At 63.5% G+C, this 16,737-nt stretch carries 13 protein-coding genes and 4 pseudogenes; 12 read left to right on the top strand and 5 right to left on the bottom strand.

Translation table 11 applies throughout. From position 1 onward, the window contains the following. A pseudogene (locus FV220_RS25995) lies at positions 1 to 135 on the top strand (aspartate-semialdehyde dehydrogenase); the annotation flags it as partial. Positions 136 to 224: 89 nt separating this feature from the next. On the opposite strand, the pseudogene FV220_RS25990 reads toward FV220_RS25995, so the two are convergent. From FV220_RS25990 to FV220_RS25985, 3 genes and pseudogenes are all read right to left on the bottom strand, one after another. Continuing rightward, positions 225 to 337, bottom strand: a pseudogene (locus tag FV220_RS25990) (IS630 family transposase); the annotation flags it as partial. A 431-nt stretch (positions 338 to 768) separates the two neighbouring features. Then, complete coding sequence (locus FV220_RS26355) at positions 769 to 2,052, bottom strand: methyl-accepting chemotaxis protein (protein WP_281406075.1); 1,284 nt, start codon at positions 2,050 to 2,052, stop codon at positions 769 to 771. A gap of 236 nt (positions 2,053 to 2,288) precedes the next feature. Next, positions 2,289 to 2,426, bottom strand: a pseudogene (locus FV220_RS25985) (IS630 family transposase); the annotation flags it as partial. Between the two features lie 84 nt (positions 2,427 to 2,510). On the opposite strand from FV220_RS25985, the pseudogene FV220_RS06425 reads away from it, so the two are divergent. Beyond that, positions 2,511 to 2,925, top strand: a pseudogene (locus FV220_RS06425) (Asd/ArgC dimerization domain-containing protein); the annotation flags it as partial. A gap of 180 nt (positions 2,926 to 3,105) precedes the next feature. Beyond that, the gene (locus FV220_RS06420) at positions 3,106 to 3,963 is read left to right on the top strand and encodes a hypothetical protein (RefSeq protein WP_147830251.1); all 858 of its coding nucleotides are present in this window, start codon (positions 3,106 to 3,108) and stop codon (positions 3,961 to 3,963) included. Positions 3,964 to 4,289: 326 nt separating this feature from the next. Here the strand turns inward: FV220_RS06420 and FV220_RS06415 are convergent, their stop codons facing one another. Beyond that, positions 4,290 to 4,691: a hypothetical protein gene (locus FV220_RS06415; RefSeq protein ID WP_147830249.1), complete on the bottom strand. Its 402-nt coding sequence runs from the start codon at positions 4,689 to 4,691 to the stop codon at positions 4,290 to 4,292. 133 nt (positions 4,692 to 4,824) lie between these two features. Next, positions 4,825 to 5,472: a CatB-related O-acetyltransferase gene (locus FV220_RS06410; RefSeq protein WP_147830248.1), complete on the bottom strand. Its 648-nt coding sequence runs from the start codon at positions 5,470 to 5,472 to the stop codon at positions 4,825 to 4,827. Positions 5,473 to 5,711: 239 nt separating this feature from the next. Here FV220_RS06410 and rimP point away from each other — a divergent pair, with 239 nt between their 5' ends. The 9 genes from rimP (at position 5,712) to FV220_RS06365 (ending at position 16,722) form a co-directional block, all read left to right on the top strand. Then, positions 5,712 to 6,485 (top strand): ribosome maturation factor RimP, encoded by a 774-nt coding sequence (gene rimP / locus FV220_RS06405; RefSeq protein ID WP_147830246.1) that lies wholly within the window; start codon positions 5,712 to 5,714, stop codon positions 6,483 to 6,485. A gap of 85 nt (positions 6,486 to 6,570) precedes the next feature. Further along, the gene (gene nusA / locus FV220_RS06400; protein WP_056161852.1) at positions 6,571 to 8,172 is read left to right on the top strand and encodes a transcription termination factor NusA; all 1,602 of its coding nucleotides are present in this window, start codon (positions 6,571 to 6,573) and stop codon (positions 8,170 to 8,172) included. 196 nt (positions 8,173 to 8,368) lie between these two features. Then, positions 8,369 to 9,187 carry an RNA-binding protein gene (locus FV220_RS06395; RefSeq protein ID WP_147830244.1) on the top strand — a complete coding sequence of 273 codons (819 nt, stop codon included), beginning with the start codon at positions 8,369 to 8,371 and terminating at the stop codon, positions 9,185 to 9,187. After that, on the top strand, positions 9,188 to 12,109 hold the full coding sequence (gene infB, locus FV220_RS06390) for a translation initiation factor IF-2 (RefSeq protein ID WP_018044937.1): 2,922 nt from the start codon (positions 9,188 to 9,190) through the stop codon (positions 12,107 to 12,109). A 141-nt stretch (positions 12,110 to 12,250) separates the two neighbouring features. Further along, positions 12,251 to 12,682 (top strand): 30S ribosome-binding factor RbfA, encoded by a 432-nt coding sequence (gene rbfA, locus FV220_RS06385; RefSeq protein WP_018044938.1) that lies wholly within the window; start codon positions 12,251 to 12,253, stop codon positions 12,680 to 12,682. Positions 12,683 to 12,817: 135 nt separating this feature from the next. Beyond that, positions 12,818 to 13,843, top strand: coding sequence for a tRNA pseudouridine(55) synthase TruB (gene truB, locus FV220_RS06380; RefSeq protein ID WP_018044939.1), 1,026 nt, complete (start codon positions 12,818 to 12,820; stop codon positions 13,841 to 13,843). 205 nt (positions 13,844 to 14,048) lie between these two features. Then, complete coding sequence (locus FV220_RS06375) at positions 14,049 to 15,563, top strand: TadE/TadG family type IV pilus assembly protein (RefSeq protein ID WP_147830242.1); 1,515 nt, start codon at positions 14,049 to 14,051, stop codon at positions 15,561 to 15,563. Further along, complete coding sequence (locus FV220_RS06370) at positions 15,560 to 16,144, top strand: TadE/TadG family type IV pilus assembly protein (RefSeq protein ID WP_056140711.1); 585 nt, start codon at positions 15,560 to 15,562, stop codon at positions 16,142 to 16,144. The genes FV220_RS06375 and FV220_RS06370 overlap by 4 nt, the downstream gene beginning before the upstream one ends. Beyond that, positions 16,144 to 16,722 carry a TadE/TadG family type IV pilus assembly protein gene (locus FV220_RS06365; protein ID WP_056140708.1) on the top strand — a complete coding sequence of 193 codons (579 nt, stop codon included), beginning with the start codon at positions 16,144 to 16,146 and terminating at the stop codon, positions 16,720 to 16,722. Before FV220_RS06370 ends, FV220_RS06365 begins: the two co-directional genes overlap by 1 nt. Positions 16,723 to 16,737 lie beyond the last annotated feature (15 nt).

Below are 16,737 nucleotides of genomic sequence, written 5' to 3'. Positions count from 1 at the left end.
GATTCCACGGTCGATAACGGCCTCTCGTTCTGGTGCGTCGCCGACAACCTGCGTAAGGGCGCGGCCCTGAACACGGTGCAGATCGCCGAGATGCTGATCAACCGGAAGCTGCTTAAGGAGCGGGCTGCGGCCTGATCACTCCACTTCCGGTCCTCGGACCGGAACCCATCGACCGGCCATTTTCATCGACGCCGTCCCGTTCACGGGGCGGCGTTTTTTTAGCATAGGCCCTGCGCGGCGAGGAAACTCCACAGCGTGTCGAGATTCCGACCGTGGGATCATGCTCGTCCCGTAGACGAGCGCGCATCTCCCTCGGAGTGACATCGCTCTTCGCGTCAGTCGGGTCCCTCGACGTGGTGTAGCTCGCTGAAGCCACCACGATAACCGGCTTGGACCGGGAGGATCAGGCTGACAGGGGGATCATCGCCCGGCGGAGCGATGTCATCCCAAAGATCATCGGGGAGGAGTGGTTTGGCCATGCCAAACCAACGCTCGACATCCGGCGCGGCGCCATTCGGAGGGGCGCCCTTAGTGGCCTTCGGTGGTGGCGGCCCGCGGTCACATCGTAAATCGCGAAAAGGTAGGGGCAAGCCTCAAGCTCGCCCGCAGGATCTCGATAGCCCGGCTGGCGAGAAGGTTTTGGCCTGGGCCGGGTCGTCAGCGAGGTGGAAAGCTTACAAGGTTTCGCAGATCACCTTCGCGGAAATGTCGACCTCGCTCTCCTAGATGACCTTTGATTCACGTGGAAGCCTGCAGTGGGCTCGCCGATCAGGCGGCTCGTAATGTGCTCAAGAAGCGGCGAATCTCCTCCGAGAGGTGTTCGGACTGGGAGGACAACTGATCCGAGACGAGGAGAACCTGTTGCGCGGCGGCCCCGGTATCCTTCGAGGCATGAGCGACTCCGGCAAGGTTGCCCGTCACTTCGGCGGTGCCGGCCGAGGCTTGCGCCACGTTGCGCACGATCTCCTGGGTTGCGGTTCCCTGTTGGTCGACGGCCGCAGCGATGCTGGTGGCCACGTCACTGATCTCGCGGATTCGGTCCGTAATGGAGTCGATGGCCGACACGGCCTGATCTGTCACACTTTGAATTTCGCCGATCTGCGCAGCGATCTCCTTCGTCGCGTCCGCCGTCTGTCTCGCCAGTTCCTTCACTTCGGCGGCGACGACCGCGAAGCCGCGGCCTGCATCACCGGCACGCGCCGCCTCAATCGTGGCATTGAGGGCAAGCAGATTGGTCTGGCCGGCGATGCTGGAAATCATCCCGACCATGTCACCGATCCGGGACGAGGTCTGGCGCAACGCCCCGACGAAGGCCACGGTGCGGTTGGCTTCGCCCACGGCGGCTTGAGCCAGTCCCGCGGAGCCCTGAACCTGGCGGGCAATTTCATGGACGGAACTGCCGAGCTCTTCGGCTGCGGCCGCAACCATGCTGACATTTGCAGCCGCATGCTCGGCCGCCGAAAGCATAACGGACGATAACTCTGCGGTTTCCATAGCTGTTCTGGTCATGATTTTCGCAGATTCTTGGAGGTCACCAGAAAAAGAGTTGACCGATCCAGAAACTTTTCCAACTGATTGCTCAAAATCTTCCGTCAATCCATTCATATATATTCTCTTTTGATTTTGTATCTCAATATATTTTGCATCCTCTACGAATGTTATTCCGTAGCTTTTCCCATCGACACTCACAGACTCACAATAAATGTCGACCATGAATTCCGTTTTGTCGTAACGTAAAAATCTCATTGTTGCTTTAGCGTGCCCATCCCGGTTGATACTTTCCACGAAAGGGCCAGCTACATCGTTTATCGTGAGTCCATTTCCCTGTTCAAATGTATGATATGCCATCACTGAAATGTTTGTAAGCTCTTCTATAGAATTGGCGCGCATGGTCGTCATGAATTTGTTGTTTGCGTAGACAACATTGAAAATCGGGGAATCTCGATCGACGACGTAAATTGCATGAGACATGCAGTCGAGGAATTTTGCACACAGATCGTGCGGAAGCACCCGCGAAGTAACTTTATTAGAACGTCTAGGGAAAATCTTCATCGTCAACCGCCCTGCAGCAAAGTATTTTATATAGATAAATTTTATAAACTATAATAGTGAATATTCCGTTATTTATTACTCTTTATGATACGCTACCTGGGCAGTGCTTGGGCGCTGACTCAGACGGATGCGTCAGGAAGTCGATCGATGGCTTCGGCCGGCTTAGTCCAGACGATGGGCGGACGCGGATCTTGTGCTCGGCGATGTAGCGTTTGATATCGTCCTGCAGGTCGACGATGCGCTTGACGGTGCGCCTCCCATATCCGTTGCGCGGGGCGCAGAAAGATCCCGACATGTCTGGCCAATTCGCTTCCGGTCCAGTGGGTCACCTCCTCCGATGACTCAGAACAAGGCAGCACCAATACGTCGGCCACCCTTCATGTGAAATGCGCGAGTGTACCGGGCGGGCGGATCTTGTCGCGAAACCAAGCCCTCGACGCCATCCGGGGTGACCACGGATTCGGAGCCCCCTGCATGACGTGGCAGAGATAAACTCGCGTGCTGGTGGCAACCTATCATTCGGTCTCCGGCGCTGGCACGGAGGCCATGAACGAGCTGTTCCAGCGGACCCATTCGGTCTTTACCGCTTCGAGCAACCGATCTCGCCGCAGGAGGCCACCGCCCTCCTGCGCTCGGCGTCCGGGCATCCTGGTCGTCGATAAGCGCGAGCCCGGCGGCTACATGACCCCGCACGAGGCGGCCGGCGAGGATGCGACCTATGTCTCGCGCATCCGCGCTGATTCCACGGTCGATAACGGCCTCTCGTTCTGGTGCGTCGCCGACAACCTGCGTAAGGGCGCGGCCCTGAACACGGTGCAGATCGCCGAGATGCTGATCAACCGGAAGCTGCTTAAGGAGCGGGCTGCGGCCTGATCACTCCACTTCCGGTCCTCGGACCGGAACCCATCGACCGGCCATTTTCATCGACGCCGTCCCGTTCACGGGGAGGCGTTTTTTATGGCCAATCCCCTTGCGAAGCAGGAGGAGATGCATTTCAACTGAAAATTTTTCCTATTTTAGGATAGCCATAAATAGAACAAATCACGACCATGGGTGATCGCGATGCGGGGCACTTCCAAACGCGGGAATGAAACCGAAACCCTCCGTCGCCGACTCGCCATACTGGCGACGGAGACAAAACTGATCCGCCTCCAACAAAGCCTGGACCGGAAGTACGATCCAGCCCAGCCCCGTGCGCCCGCCGGCCAAAGCGATGGTGGGCGGTGGGTCTCCGACGGGGGCGTCGGAGGCAGTCGCCTGACCGATCGTCCGTCAACCGGTCAGGCACTCCGGTCCTCCATCGATAACGGAAGCACGTCAGGCACGTCCACGCGAGAGGAAACCGTCACCGATGACGGGGCCCGGATTCTATCGCTGCGTATTCGTTCGGGACGCGGAGATTGGGACGACCAGCACGCCGTCGTCACACCGGATGGCGAAAGCAGGATTTTCGAGAATTCGGGCGACGCTCAGACCATCCGCGATGGGGCATCGGGAGAGGTTCTCTCGCGTGGCACGTTCGCGTCATCCAAATCGCAATCCCAGCCCTCGATACAACACGTCTTTCTGCCGGCGGTCGTCGTCGCTCCGGCCGTCAAGGTAACACTCGAAGCGGCGGCACTTCTCTTCACTTATCTGGAAGCTCGGAGGCCAGGATTCGGCAAGGCGCCGGGCAGAACGGCACTGCGCTACGACTTCGACCCAGATCCGGACAAGAAACTTCCCCTCATTTGGGTTGGTCCGGTCGATCATGCAACGCTCGACCAAGCTTGTCCACGTAATGCCGAGGTTCAGGCGGTCACGGACGAGGCGACGAAACGGCTGACGGCCTTGAATCCTCTTCTGACGAGACAGCAACTCGGCACCATGATCCATGTCGATATCGCCAAATCAAACAGTCTGCGTCTATGATTATAAAACTGGATCTGCGGGGCTAAGCTCAACAAGGGCGCTGTGCCTAGCCAGAGCCGCCAATAAATTTTGGCCACAGTCAAATGGTATAGTTATTATTCAAGTGAGGCTGATAAAATGACGACCATTAAGAAATTAAAGGCCTCGCCAAGAGTCTGCTCGACAGAAATACTGATCTTGCCGCTGCCGGCAGGAATTCTTTTTGGCTTCTCCCCGTCGGGCCTGTCGGACGATTGATCCACCTCGATCGGACAAGCAATCCGGCCTATTGCGTTGCGGGCTGGTATCTCGTCGAGTTCTTCATGCCCGGAGTTCGTTCATCGTCCTCACTCGGGCGATGCAGCGGAAGGATTGCCCGTTCCGAAGGCTTCTAGGGTGGCCAGGGCTGGTTCTGGTCCGACCCGACGATCTACGACGATTTCGTCACTCGTGTCGAAGAGGATGCCTTGGCGATCCTTCGCCCCCTGGACACAACGCGAGGATGTCTCGACTTCGCCCGCACCCGTCCCGCCACGGTCGGACGTCTTGGCCTGGATTGGCACCTCGTCTCCTGCATCGCGCTCGGCAAACTCGATGAGGCTCGGGCGATCTGGTCCAAAATGGGCAAGCAGTACCGCAAGGGGGCCGTGATGGAGGATGCGCACTGGCAGTTGATCAACGACCGGACCTGCCTCATCGGCGAGCCGCTCATGGCCAACGATCGGGCCGCTCTCGCCACCCTGTTGCATCGTTGGGAAGCCGAGACCATCGTCGGAAGCCCCCTCGAGCCATTTTGGAGACCGAGCCCGTTCCCGCTAGAGGACAACGCATCTGCGGGCCGGTAAGCGGACATGGAAGGCTCCGGCGAAAGACGGACCGGCATCAAACTTCGGCCTCCAACGCCGCCACATCCCCACCACTGATCGCCGGCAGGCACCGGGTGATCCGCTCGGCATCCCAGTCCCACCACGCCACGGCCTGCAGTCGCGGGGCGATATCGGGCGGTACGCGCATCCGCACGAGCCTGGCCGGATTGCCCGCGACGATGGCGTAAGGAGGTACGTCGCGGGTGACCACGGATTTGGCGGCGACCACGGCTCCGTCGCCGATGCGGATTCCCGGCAGGATCGTGCTGTCGTAGCCGAGCCAGACATCGTTGCCGATCACCGTGTCGCCCCGGTTGGGAAAGGCCATCTCTTCGGGGAAGCGTCCGGCCCAGGCGCCGCCGAAGATGACGAACGGGTAGGTGGAGGGCGCATCGAGGCGGTGGTTGCCCCCGTTCATGAGGAAGCGCGTGCCCGCCGCAAACGCGCAGAAGCGACCGATTCGCAAGCGGTCGCCCAGAAAAGCGAAGTGATAGAGGATGTTGTCTAGGAAGGCCTCCGGGCCGGCGGGGTCGTCATAGTAAGTGTAGGCGCCGACCTCGACATTCGGCGGCAGGGAGAGATTGCGGATGAAGGTGATGCGGCTGTGGCCCGCAACCGGGTGAAGGCAATCCGGGTCGGGTCCGAACGACGGATCGGCGGCCATGGCCGAGGCTTCCTGAAACGAGTTGACGGCGACGGAGCGACCGGGATGCGCTCCGCCGGGGAACGGTTCGCGAAATCGCTTGAAACGATCCGACGATGGGACTACTCATAGCACATCAGTTCTGGTTGCAGTCTTGAGGCTGCGGTTCGGGAGTGGGCCCCACCGGGTCCGCTCTTTTTTATTGCCGCAACGCCTCTCGCACCGGATCGCTTCACGCAAGGCCGGACGTACAGCGCAGCATGGCGGACACTTCCGAAAAACGTCTGATCACCGAGACCGGCGTCGCCGCACGGGTCGTGCAGGTCATCGAGGCTTCGATCGAGGGCCTCGGCTATCGCGTGGTCCGGGTGCGGGTGTCGAGCGCCAACGGCTGTACCGTGCAGATCATGGCCGAGCGGCCGGACGGCACCATGACGGTGGACGATTGCGAGACCGTGAGCCGGGCGATCTCGCCTCTGCTCGATCTCGACGACCCGGTGGGCAAGGCCTATTATCTCGAGATCTCCTCCCCCGGCATCGACCGGCCGCTGGTACGGGCCGTCGATTTCGAGCGTTGGGCCGGCTACGAAGCCAAAATCGAGCTGGCAATACCCCTCGACGGCCGGAAGCGTTTTCGCGGGATCATCCGAGCTCCTAACGCGGATGGCCTCACGGTGCCGATCGATCTTCCCGACGTGAAGGAGGGTCTGCCGAGCCGCATCGACCTGCCACTTCGCGATCTCGGCGACGCCTACCTCGTCCTCACCGACGATCTCGTGCGCGAATCGCTGCGACGCGGCGGCGGGCCACCGCCGATGCTGGACGATGAGGACGACACCGAGATCGAAGAGGGCGCCGAGGGCGAGAGCGAGCCCCCCGCCCCTCTCAAGAAGAAGGTCGAGCGGCCGCTGAAGCCCAAGGCTTCGGCCAAGCCCAAGCCCGAAAAGATCGAAACCGAGGCGAGCCGGGCCAACAAGGCCAAGCCGGTCCGTACCAAGGCGGTGCGGGTCAAGGACGACGGCAAGCTTCACTAGAACATCGGCCCGGAGCCCAGGCGGATGCCCGATGGCACGCCGGGGTTTCCGAAAAAACACACGACGAAGAGAGGGACGAAATCCGATGGCTGTCGTCAGCGCCAATAGGCTCGAACTCCTGCAGATCGCCGAAGCGGTCGCCCGTGAGAAGGTGATCGACCGCTCCATCGTCATCGACGCCATGGAGGAGGCCATCGCCAAGGCCGCCCGCTCGCGCTACGGCGCCGAGACGGACGTCCATGCCGAGATCGACCCCAAGACCGGGGCACTCCGCCTGTCGCGCCACCTCGTGGTGGTGGACGAGGTCGAAAACGACGCCCGCGAGGTCACCCTCGACCAGGCCCGCCGTTACAATCCCGGCGCCCTGGTGGGAGACGTGATCTCCGACACCCTGCCGCCCTTCGATTTCGGCCGCGTCGCAGCCCAGTCGGCCAAGCAGGTCATCGTCCAGAAGGTGCGCGACGCCGAGCGCGACCGCCAGTTCGACGAGTACAAGGACCGCATCGGCGAGATCGTCAACGGCCTCGTCAAGCGGGTCGAGTACGGCAACGTCATCGTCGATCTGGGACGCGGCGAGGGCATCGTGCGCCGCGACGAGATGATCCCGCGCGAGACCTTCCGCCCCGGCGACCGTATCCGTTCCTATCTGTTCGACGTGCGCCGCGAAGTGCGTGGCCCGCAGATCTTCCTGTCGCGCTCCCACCCGCAATTCATGGCCAAGCTCTTCGGGCAGGAAGTGCCGGAGATCTACGACGGCATCGTCGAAGTGAAGGCGGTGGCCCGCGATCCGGGCTCGCGCGCCAAGATCGCCGTGATCTCGCGGGACGGCTCCATCGACCCCGTCGGTGCCTGCGTCGGCATGCGCGGCTCCCGCGTCCAGGCGGTGGTCGGCGAGTTGCAGGGCGAGAAGGTCGACATCATCCCGTGGTCGGAAGACCAGGCGACCTTCATCGTCAACGCGCTCCAGCCCGCAGAGGTGGTCAAGGTGGTGCTCGACGAGGAGGCCGACCGCATCGAGGTGGTGGTGCCCGACGACCAGCTCTCGCTGGCCATCGGCCGTCGCGGCCAGAACGTGCGCCTCGCCTCGCAGCTCACCGGCTGGGACATCGACATCCTCACCGAGGCCGAGGAATCCGAGCGGCGCCAGAAAGAATTCGCCGAACGCACCGCGGTCTTCATGGCCGCCCTCGACGTCGACGAGACGGTGGGTCAGCTCCTCGCGGCGGAAGGTTTCCGGAACGTGGAGGAAATCGCCTATGTCGAGCCGGGCGAGCTCGCCAATATCCAGGGCCTCGACGAGGAAAGCGGTACCGAGATCCAGGCCCGCGCGCAGGATCATCTCGCTCGCGTCGAATCGGAGTTCGACGCCAAGCGCCAGGAACTCGGCGTCGCCGACGACCTGCGCGAGATCGACGGCGTGACCACGCCGATGCTGGTGGCGTTGGGCGAGAACGACGTTAAGTCGGTCGAAGATCTCGCGGGCTGCGCCACGGACGATCTCGTGGGCTACACCGAGGGACGCGGCCCCGAGGCCACCAAGCATGCTGGCTATCTCGACGGGTTCGAGATCTCCCGCGCTGAAGCAGAAGCCATGATCATGGCGGCCCGCGTGAAGGCCGGATGGATCGAGGCGCCGGTCGAGGCGGATGAAGCCGAGACCACTGACGGAGAGCCCGAGGCGGTCTGAGCACGGCGTTCCGGGCGAGCCAGGCGCTTCCCCCTGAGGCACCCGCCTAAGGCGGGCCTTAGGAATCGCAGGGCCGACCGGCGAGTGCCTTCGCGACATTCCGGCATCTCACGTCGAGGATGCCGGTAGGTTGCAAGGCGAGAGGGCCGCGAATTGTTGCGGTCCATGCGACGATCAACAGGGATCCGACCGCCGCATGACGGGCGAATACGCAGATGTCGCGGACGATGCCGCCGAACCGGAGCCGAACACGCTGCTCGATCCCGGTCTCGGGCGCGGCCGGCGCAATGCGATGCGCACATGCCTCGTCAGCCGGGTCTCGCAAAATCCCGATGGGATGATTCGGTTCGTTCTGTCGCCGGACGGCGAGGTGGTGACCGATCTGAAAGCGAAGCTGCCGGGGCGCGGTGCATGGCTCACCGCCGATCGCGTCACCGTGGAGGCGGCCTTGAAGAAGCGGCTGTTCCAGCGTGCCTTCAAGACCAAGGATGCCGCGGCACCGGCGGATCTGGGCGACCGGGTCGCCGCGATCCTGCGCGAGGACCTGCGCCAATCCCTGTCACTCGCCAACAAGGCGGGTTGCCTGGTGGCCGGCTTCGCCAAGGTCGAATCCGCGATCGGCGACAAGGCCGGCGTAGCCGCCGTGATACAGGCCTCGGATGGCAGTGCGGATGGTAGGCGGAAGATCGCTGCGGCATTGCACCGGAGGCATGGCGATGCCATATCCCGTGTCCCGGTCATCGATGATTTGTCCAATGAAGAATTGGACATGGCCTTGGGTCGGGATCATGTGATACATGCGGCGCTTGTCGCAGGAGTCGGAAGCACCGGCTGCCTTGCGCGTTGGCGTCGGCTACGCTCTTTCGAGGGCAAGCCCACGACGGCCGAGGGGGCCGGTTACGCCCGAACAGGGCAGACCGCTCCGACTCTGCAGGACGACGACGAGACGGATTTACCCGGCGCACAGCAGTTTGCCGGTTCACGGGACGATGGAAACCCTCAGGGTTTGGACTGAATGAGCGATACGAATAATCCGGGCGACAAGACGCAGGCACGACCCCCCTCGAAGCCGCTGTCCTTGAAGCGCCCGATCGAGCAGGGAACGGTGCGTCAGAGCTTCTCCCATGGCCGCTCCAAGCAGGTCGTGGTCGAGACCGTGAAGCGGCGCGTCATCGGGGCGGCACCGGCCGCTCCCGTTCGCGAAACGCAACCGGTCGCCCCGGCGTCACGCGTGGCGCCTCCCGCACCTGCAGCTCCGCGCCCCGCCCAGCGGGCGGCGGGTGGCGTCGTGCTGCGGACATTGAGCGAGCAGGAGCGTGACGCGCGCGCCGCAGCTCTCGCCGACGCCCAGCGCCGTGAGCAGGAAGCACGCCGCAAGGTCGAAGAAGAGGCCGCTGCTCAGCGTGCCCGCGAGGCTGAGGAAATCCGTCAGCGCGAGGCCGAAGAGCGTCGCCGTCAGGAAGAGGAGCGCCTTCGCGCCGAGGAGCAGGCTCGCCTGCGTGCCGAGGAAGAAGCTGCACGTGAGGCGGCTCGCGCCGCTGAGGCCGCTGCGAAGGAGGCCGCTGCGGCAGCCCCCGCAGCTGCGCCCGTTCCGGCAACGCCGCCGAAGCCCGTCTCCAAGACGGTGCCGATGGCGCCCGTCTCGGCTCCGATATCCTCCACCCCGAAGCCTGCTCCGGCAGCACCTGCTCCCGCTCCGCAGGCTGCGGCCCCGGCTCGTCCGGCGGCCCCTGCCGTGCGTCAGCCCCTCACGGCACGCCCGACACCGGCCGAGCCGCGCAAGACCATCACCGCAGACGTGCGCAAGCCGCGCGACCTGAACTTCATGGCCAAGCCGGCGCCCGCGCCCGAGCCAGAGGCGGCTCCGACTGCTTCCACGGCCGCACGCCCGGCCGGTGCGGCGGCTCCCACCGCCCGCGCGCCGGGTCGGCCACAGGCTGCCGAGGAGGAGAGCGAGCAGAAGCGCGTGATCCGCCGTCCCGGCATGCCGCTCAAGATCATCACGCCGCCCAAGACCCCCAAGCAGCCGGGCGGCGACCGCAACCGTGGGCGTCTCACGATCGCTACCGCCACGTCGGGCGAGGACGAGCGCACGCGTTCCGTTGCCTCGTTCCGCCGCCGTCAGCAGCGCATGAGCGGCAACCGGCAGGTTGAGCAAAAGGAAAAGCTCTCCCGCGAGGTGACGATCCCCGAGACGATCACCATCCAGGAACTCGCCAACCGCATGTCGGAGCGGGCCGTGGACGTGATCCGCCTGCTCATGAAGCAGGGCGAGATCCACAAGATCACCGACGTGATCGATTCGGATTCCGCTCAGCTCATTGCCGAGGAACTCGGACACACCGTGCGCCGCGTCGCCGAGTCCGACGTCGAGGAAGGCCTGTTCAACGACGAGCCCGATCTCGAGGAGGATCTCGATCCGCGTCCGCCCGTCGTGACCATCATGGGTCACGTCGACCACGGCAAGACCTCGCTCCTCGACGCCATCCGCAAGACAGCGGTGGTGTCCGGTGAGGCCGGCGGCATCACGCAGCATATCGGCGCTTACCAGGTGGCCTCGCCATCCGGTGACATGGTCACCTTCATCGACACTCCCGGCCACGCGGCCTTCACCTCCATGCGCGCCCGTGGCGCCAAGGTGACGGACATCGTCGTGCTCGTGGTGGCGGCAGATGACGGCGTCATGCCCCAGACGGTGGAGGCGATCAGCCATGCGAAGGCGGCCGGAGTGCCGCTCATCGTGGCGATCAACAAGATCGACAAGCCCGAGGCGAACCCGCAGCGAGTCCGCACCGAGTTGCTGCAGCACGACATCCAGGTCGAATCGATGGGCGGTGAGACCCTGGAATTCGAAGTCTCTGCCAAGACCGGCGACGGTCTGCCGGACCTTCTCGAAGGCCTACAGCTCCAGGCCGAGATCCTGAACCTGCGTGCTAACGAAGCCCGCGACGGCGAGGGTACGGTCATCGAGGCCAAGCTCGATCGCGGTCGTGGTCCCGTCGCGACGGTGCTCGTGCAGCGCGGAACGCTCTTCACCGGCGACATCGTCGTCGCCGGCGCCGAATGGGGTCGCGTCCGCGCCCTCATCGACGACAAGGGAGAGAGCATCCCCTATGCCGGCCCGTCGGTGCCGGTGGAGGTGCTCGGCTTCAATGGGACTCCGGACGCGGGTGACCGCGTGGCCGTTGTGCCGAACGAAGCCCGTGCCCGTGAAGTCACCGAGTATCGCGCCCGTCAGAAGCGCGAGCGCATCGCCGCACGGACCGGCGGTGCGAACCGCTCGCTCGTCGACATGATGCGCGACCTCAAGGAAGGCCTGGGCCGCAAGGAACTCGCCATCGTCGTCAAGGGCGACGTGCAGGGCTCGGTGGAAGCCATCATCGGCGCACTGGAGAAGCTCGGCAACGACGAGGTGTCGGCGCGCATCCTGCTTGCGGGTGTCGGCGGCATCACCGAGTCGGACGTCACCCTGGCGGAGGCCTCCAAGGCCGTCGTCATCGGTTTCAACGTGCGAGCCCACAAGGAAGCGCGCGAATCGGCCGAGAACAAGGGCGTCGAGATCCGCTACTACAACATCATCTACGACCTCGTGGATGACATCAAAGCGACCCTGTCGGGCATGCTCCCGCCGACTCTGCGCGAGGAGCGCCTCGGCGAGGCGCAGATCCTGCAGATCTTCGATGTCTCGAAGGTCGGCAAGATCGCCGGTTGCCGCGTCACCGACGGTGTCGTGCAGCGCGGTGCTCATGTCCGCCTGATCCGCGACAGCGTGGTGATCCACGAGGGCAAACTGTCCCAGCTGAAGCGCCTCAAGGACGACGCCAAGGAAGTCGGGTCTGGTTACGAGTGCGGTATGTCCTTCGAGAACTTCCAGGACATGCGCGCCGGCGACACGATCGAGTGCTACCGGGTCGAGGAGATCCGCCGCACGCTCTAGCAGCGACGCGGCCAGACGAACCCGGCGGCTGCAGCGCGCGCTGCAGCCGCCGTTTTGTTTTGAAGAGGGCCGGCACGTCGATGCGCCCCCGCAAGGTGGGCTGCCCCCTCCAGGCGATCCCGGATCCGAGACCAAGCGATCATGGCTCAGAAACCCAACCCCAGCGGTCCCTCGCAGCGACAGCAGCGCGTGGCCGAGCTCGTCCGGCACGCCATCGCCGAGGTGCTTCAACGCGGTGACATCCAGGATCCCGTCCTCGGCTCGCACGTCATCACCGTGCCGGAAGTGCGGATGTCCCCGGATCTCAAGATCGCCACGGCCTACATCATGCCGCTCGGCGGGCTCGACGAGAAACCTGTCATCGCGGCCCTGGAGCGCAACAAGAAGGCGCTGCGCCAGGAAGTCGCCAGGCGCGTGAACCTGAAATTCGCCCCCGATCTCCGCTTCCTCCGTGACGAGACGTTCGACGAGGCGGATCGCATCGACGCCCTTCTCAGGAGCGAGAAGGTCCGGCGCGATCTTGAATCCCAGCCCCAGGATTCGGACGATCAGGACGGCGGCACTCAGAACTGACCATGGCGGCGATACAGATCGGCCCCAGCGATCCGACCCCTGCGTTACACCCCATCACGAACTGACCCTGGCGTAGATTAAGGATTTTCCGGCTGCAGAGGCCGTTGCTTCCATCTCGCCGCCGACGAGGACATCATGATCAACGATCCGACGATCGAGCATTCCGACGTCGCCTCCCCGCCGCCCCACCGTTCCGGCGAGGAAAGCCCCTCCAAAGGCCGCCGCCAGCAGCGGGGTCAAGGCTCCGATCGGCCCAAGCGCCGCGACGTGAACGGGTGGGTGATCCTCGACAAGGGGGTCGGCATGACGTCGACCCATGCGGTTGCCGTGGTGAAGCGCGCCTTCAACGCCAAAAAGGCGGGTCATGCCGGCACGCTCGATCCGCTGGCCTCCGGCATCCTGCCGATCGCCCTCGGAGAAGCGACCAAGACCGTTCCCTTCGTCATGGATGGCCGCAAGGCCTACATCTTCACCGTGACCTGGGGCATCGAGACGGATACCGACGATGCGGAAGGCCGTCCGGTTGCTACAAGCGACACGCGGCCGGATCGCGCCCTCGTGGAGGCAGCCCTCCCCGCCTTCATCGGCGCTATCGAGCAGGTGCCGCCGCGCTACTCGGCGATCAAGATCGCCGGCGAGCGCGCCTACGATCTTGCCCGCGACGGCGAAGTGGTGGAGCTGGTCGCGCGCCCGGTCCAGATCGACCATCTCGCGGTGGTGGAACACACGCCCGATCGCACCGTCATTTCAGCCGAATGCGGCAAGGGCACCTATGTGCGCGCCATCGCCCGTGATCTCGGCCGCGTGCTCGGATGTTACGGCCACGTCTCGGCGCTTCGCCGCACCCGCGTCGGCCCCTTCGCGGAAGCCGAATCCTGCCTCGTGGCCACTCTCGAAGAGGGCGGTCCGGACGGCAACGCCGCTCATCTCCGGCCCGTCGAAACGGCCCTCGACGCAGTCGTCTCGGTGGCTGTCTCGCGCGACATGGCGCTTCGTCTGATGCGGGGCCAGCCGGTACTCCTCCGGGGCCAGGACGCCCCCACGGAGGGCAAGGCTTTTGCCACCTGCGGCGGTATCCTCGTGGCCGTCGGTGACGTCGAGCGCGGCGAGCTCGTTCCGCATCGCGTATTCCACCTCGGCGGAACGGCACGCCAGGGTTGAGGGGATCGTCGCTTGCCGGCAGCAGCGATACCTTGCTGGTTCTGGTCTGCGGTAACACGACGAATGTCGTCTGTTTGGTTTACGGGTTGTTGACATTCATCAACATTGTCTCCCGCCGACTGCCGAGGGCCGGCGGGATTTAGTGTTCCGTTAGAAGGTTCATCCTACGCCTCGGTGCATGACCACCCGCATCAGACAGTCGGCGATGAATCTACTCGGTCGGTTTCGCAAGGAGACCGACGGTGCCATCGCCATTCTGTTCGCCCTGCTCTCGATTCCCCTGTTGATGCTGTCGGGGCTAGCGATCGATTACAGCGTGAACTCCATGGCCCAGCAAGGCCTCCAGGATGCCGCGGATTCCACCGTCATCTCATTGCTGAAGTTGCCGCTCTCCACCACGGATGCCGAGCTCCAGGCGAAGGCGGACAAACAGATCAGGGCCGCCGTTCCCAAACTAGTGGATGCAGGCACGACGGTCACCGCCACGCGCGTGGACAATACGATCACCGTGAAGGTGGTCGGCAAGAGTCCGACCAGCGTGTCCAAGATCGCCGGCTACAATGCCTTTCCCGTCTCGGTCACAGCCGCCGGCACGCGCGGATCCGGTAATCTCGAGATCGCCCTCGTACTCGACAATACCGGATCGATGAGCGGCGCGAAGATCACCAACCTGAAAGCGGCCGCCAACGACCTCGTCACGTCGCTGTTCAAAGAGGCCGACACCACCAAGCCCAACGCCCTCAAGATCGGAATTGTCCCGTTCTCGATGACCGTGAATGTCGGGCCTTCGAATGCGACCCAGTCGTGGATAGATAAGGATGCGAAGGCCTCCTATCACTCGGACATCTTCGTCTCGCCGGCGAACCGCCTGACCCTGTTCAGCCAGATGAAGGTCGCGTGGGGCGGGTGCGTCGAGAGCCGGCCGGCGCCCTACGACGTTCAGGACACGCCACCCTCGATCGCCACTCCCAACACTCTGTTCGTCCCCTTCTTCGCACCCGACGAGTCCGACAAGGACAATAACGCCGTCAACGATTATATGAACGATTACGTCACCACGTCGTCGGTGACCGACTACCGCACGCGACAGGGCCAGATTACGAAATATTCAAAGAACGCCATCTTACAAAAAGGTCGGATCAGCAGCAACATCCCCTATCTCTACGGGCCCAATTCCGGCTGCGAACTCCAGCCCATCACGCGCCTCACCACATCGCAATCGACGCTCACGAACGCGATCAACGCGATGACCGTGGTCGGCGACACGAACATCGCCATGGGGTTGGTCTGGGGATGGCACCTGCTGTCTCCGAACGCCCCCTTCGCTGAGGGTGTGCCCTATGACGACAAGAACACCCGGAAGTTCGTCGTCCTGATGACGGACGGGCAGAACACCTCCTATGTCGGATCGTCCGCGAACGCATCGATCTATTCCGGCCTCGGCTTCATCTGGCAGAACCGGATCGGGACCACGTCGACGAATACGACCACCCGCACGAACGCCATGAATGCCCGGCTGTCGACGCTCTGCTCCAACATGAAGAATGCCGGCATCACCATCTTCACGGTTCGCGTCGAGGTGACCGAGGGAACCAGCGACATCCTGCGCAACTGCGCCACCAGCACGGACAAGTTCTACGACGTCCAGAACTCGGCAACACTCACCGATGCCTTCAAGGCGATCGGATCACAGATGAGCGAGTTGCGGATTTCCCGATGAACGTCCGGGGACGCACTCGCCTGATCGTCCGCACGCTGCGGGAACTCCCAGGTGACCGAAGCGGTGCGACAGCCGTCGAGTTCGGGCTCGTCGGTATCCCCTTCTTCGTGCTGCTCGGCGCGATGCTGGAAGGCTTCATGTTCATGGTCGCCCAGGTCTCCTTCGACAACGCCCTGGACCGGGCCGCGCGTGCCGTCTTCACCGGCACGTTTCAACAGGGGTCCAACGGCAGCGACCCGGCGGCCCGCCTCATCCAGGAGATGTGCAAGGACGCCACGCTGTTCACGTGCAACGCGGCGAAGATCAAGCTCGAGGTCACCACCGCGGATGCGGACGACGCGCCGGTGACCTGCTCTCCCTACGACAGCACGAGCCAGTCGATCTCGGCGGGTTTCGGGACCAAGTTCCAGTGCCCCAATGGCGACGATATCGTCACGATCTGTGCCATGGCTGCGATCCCGCGCTATTTCCCGACATCGAAACTGACCTTACCGCCACTCCCGAACAACGAGCAGATGATTCGGTCGATGGTTGTCTTTCGTGCGGAGCCATACGCGCAGGGAAAATGTCAGGCGAATTGATGCGGGCCGTCATTCTCTGCCGGCGGTTCGTCATCGAGCGATCGGGTGTTTCCGCCGTGGAATTCGCACTCGTGGCACCGGTGATGATCCTGCTGTTCATGGGAACGATCGAACTGCCTCGTGCCTACACGACCGGGCAACATGCCAACCGCGCCGCTCGCTCGATGGCGGATCTGATCTCACGCAAGACCCTGACCGCTCAGGAGGTGGACGGCGTCTACAATACGGGCCGCAACATGATGGCGCCGTACGATGCCACCGACGCGAAGATCGTCCTGACGGCGGCGGGCGTCTATCAGCAGAAAGACGGTTCGTTCAAAGCCAAGGTCTGCTCCAGCACGGCGGTGAATGCCCAGAAATACGCGGCTTCCACGGACCTTGGAGCACCGCCACCGTCGGAGGCGGTCGACAAGGCCCGCTACGTCATCGCCAAGATGACGATCGAATATAGGCCCATCTTCGACATCTTCCCGGCGCTCACCTCCTTCTCGTTCGAGAAGGAGGTGACTTGGCCCGTCCGAGCGATGAACGGAAAGCCGATCATCCTGCCCGGTGGTGTGGCCTGCCCGGCGACGTGATTCGCGAAGGGCATG

The organism is Methylobacterium sp. WL19, from assembly GCF_008040005.1.
Classification (GTDB): Bacteria; Pseudomonadota; Alphaproteobacteria; order Rhizobiales; family Beijerinckiaceae; genus Methylobacterium; species Methylobacterium bullatum.
This window is presented reverse-complemented; position numbering and strand designations above follow the sequence as displayed.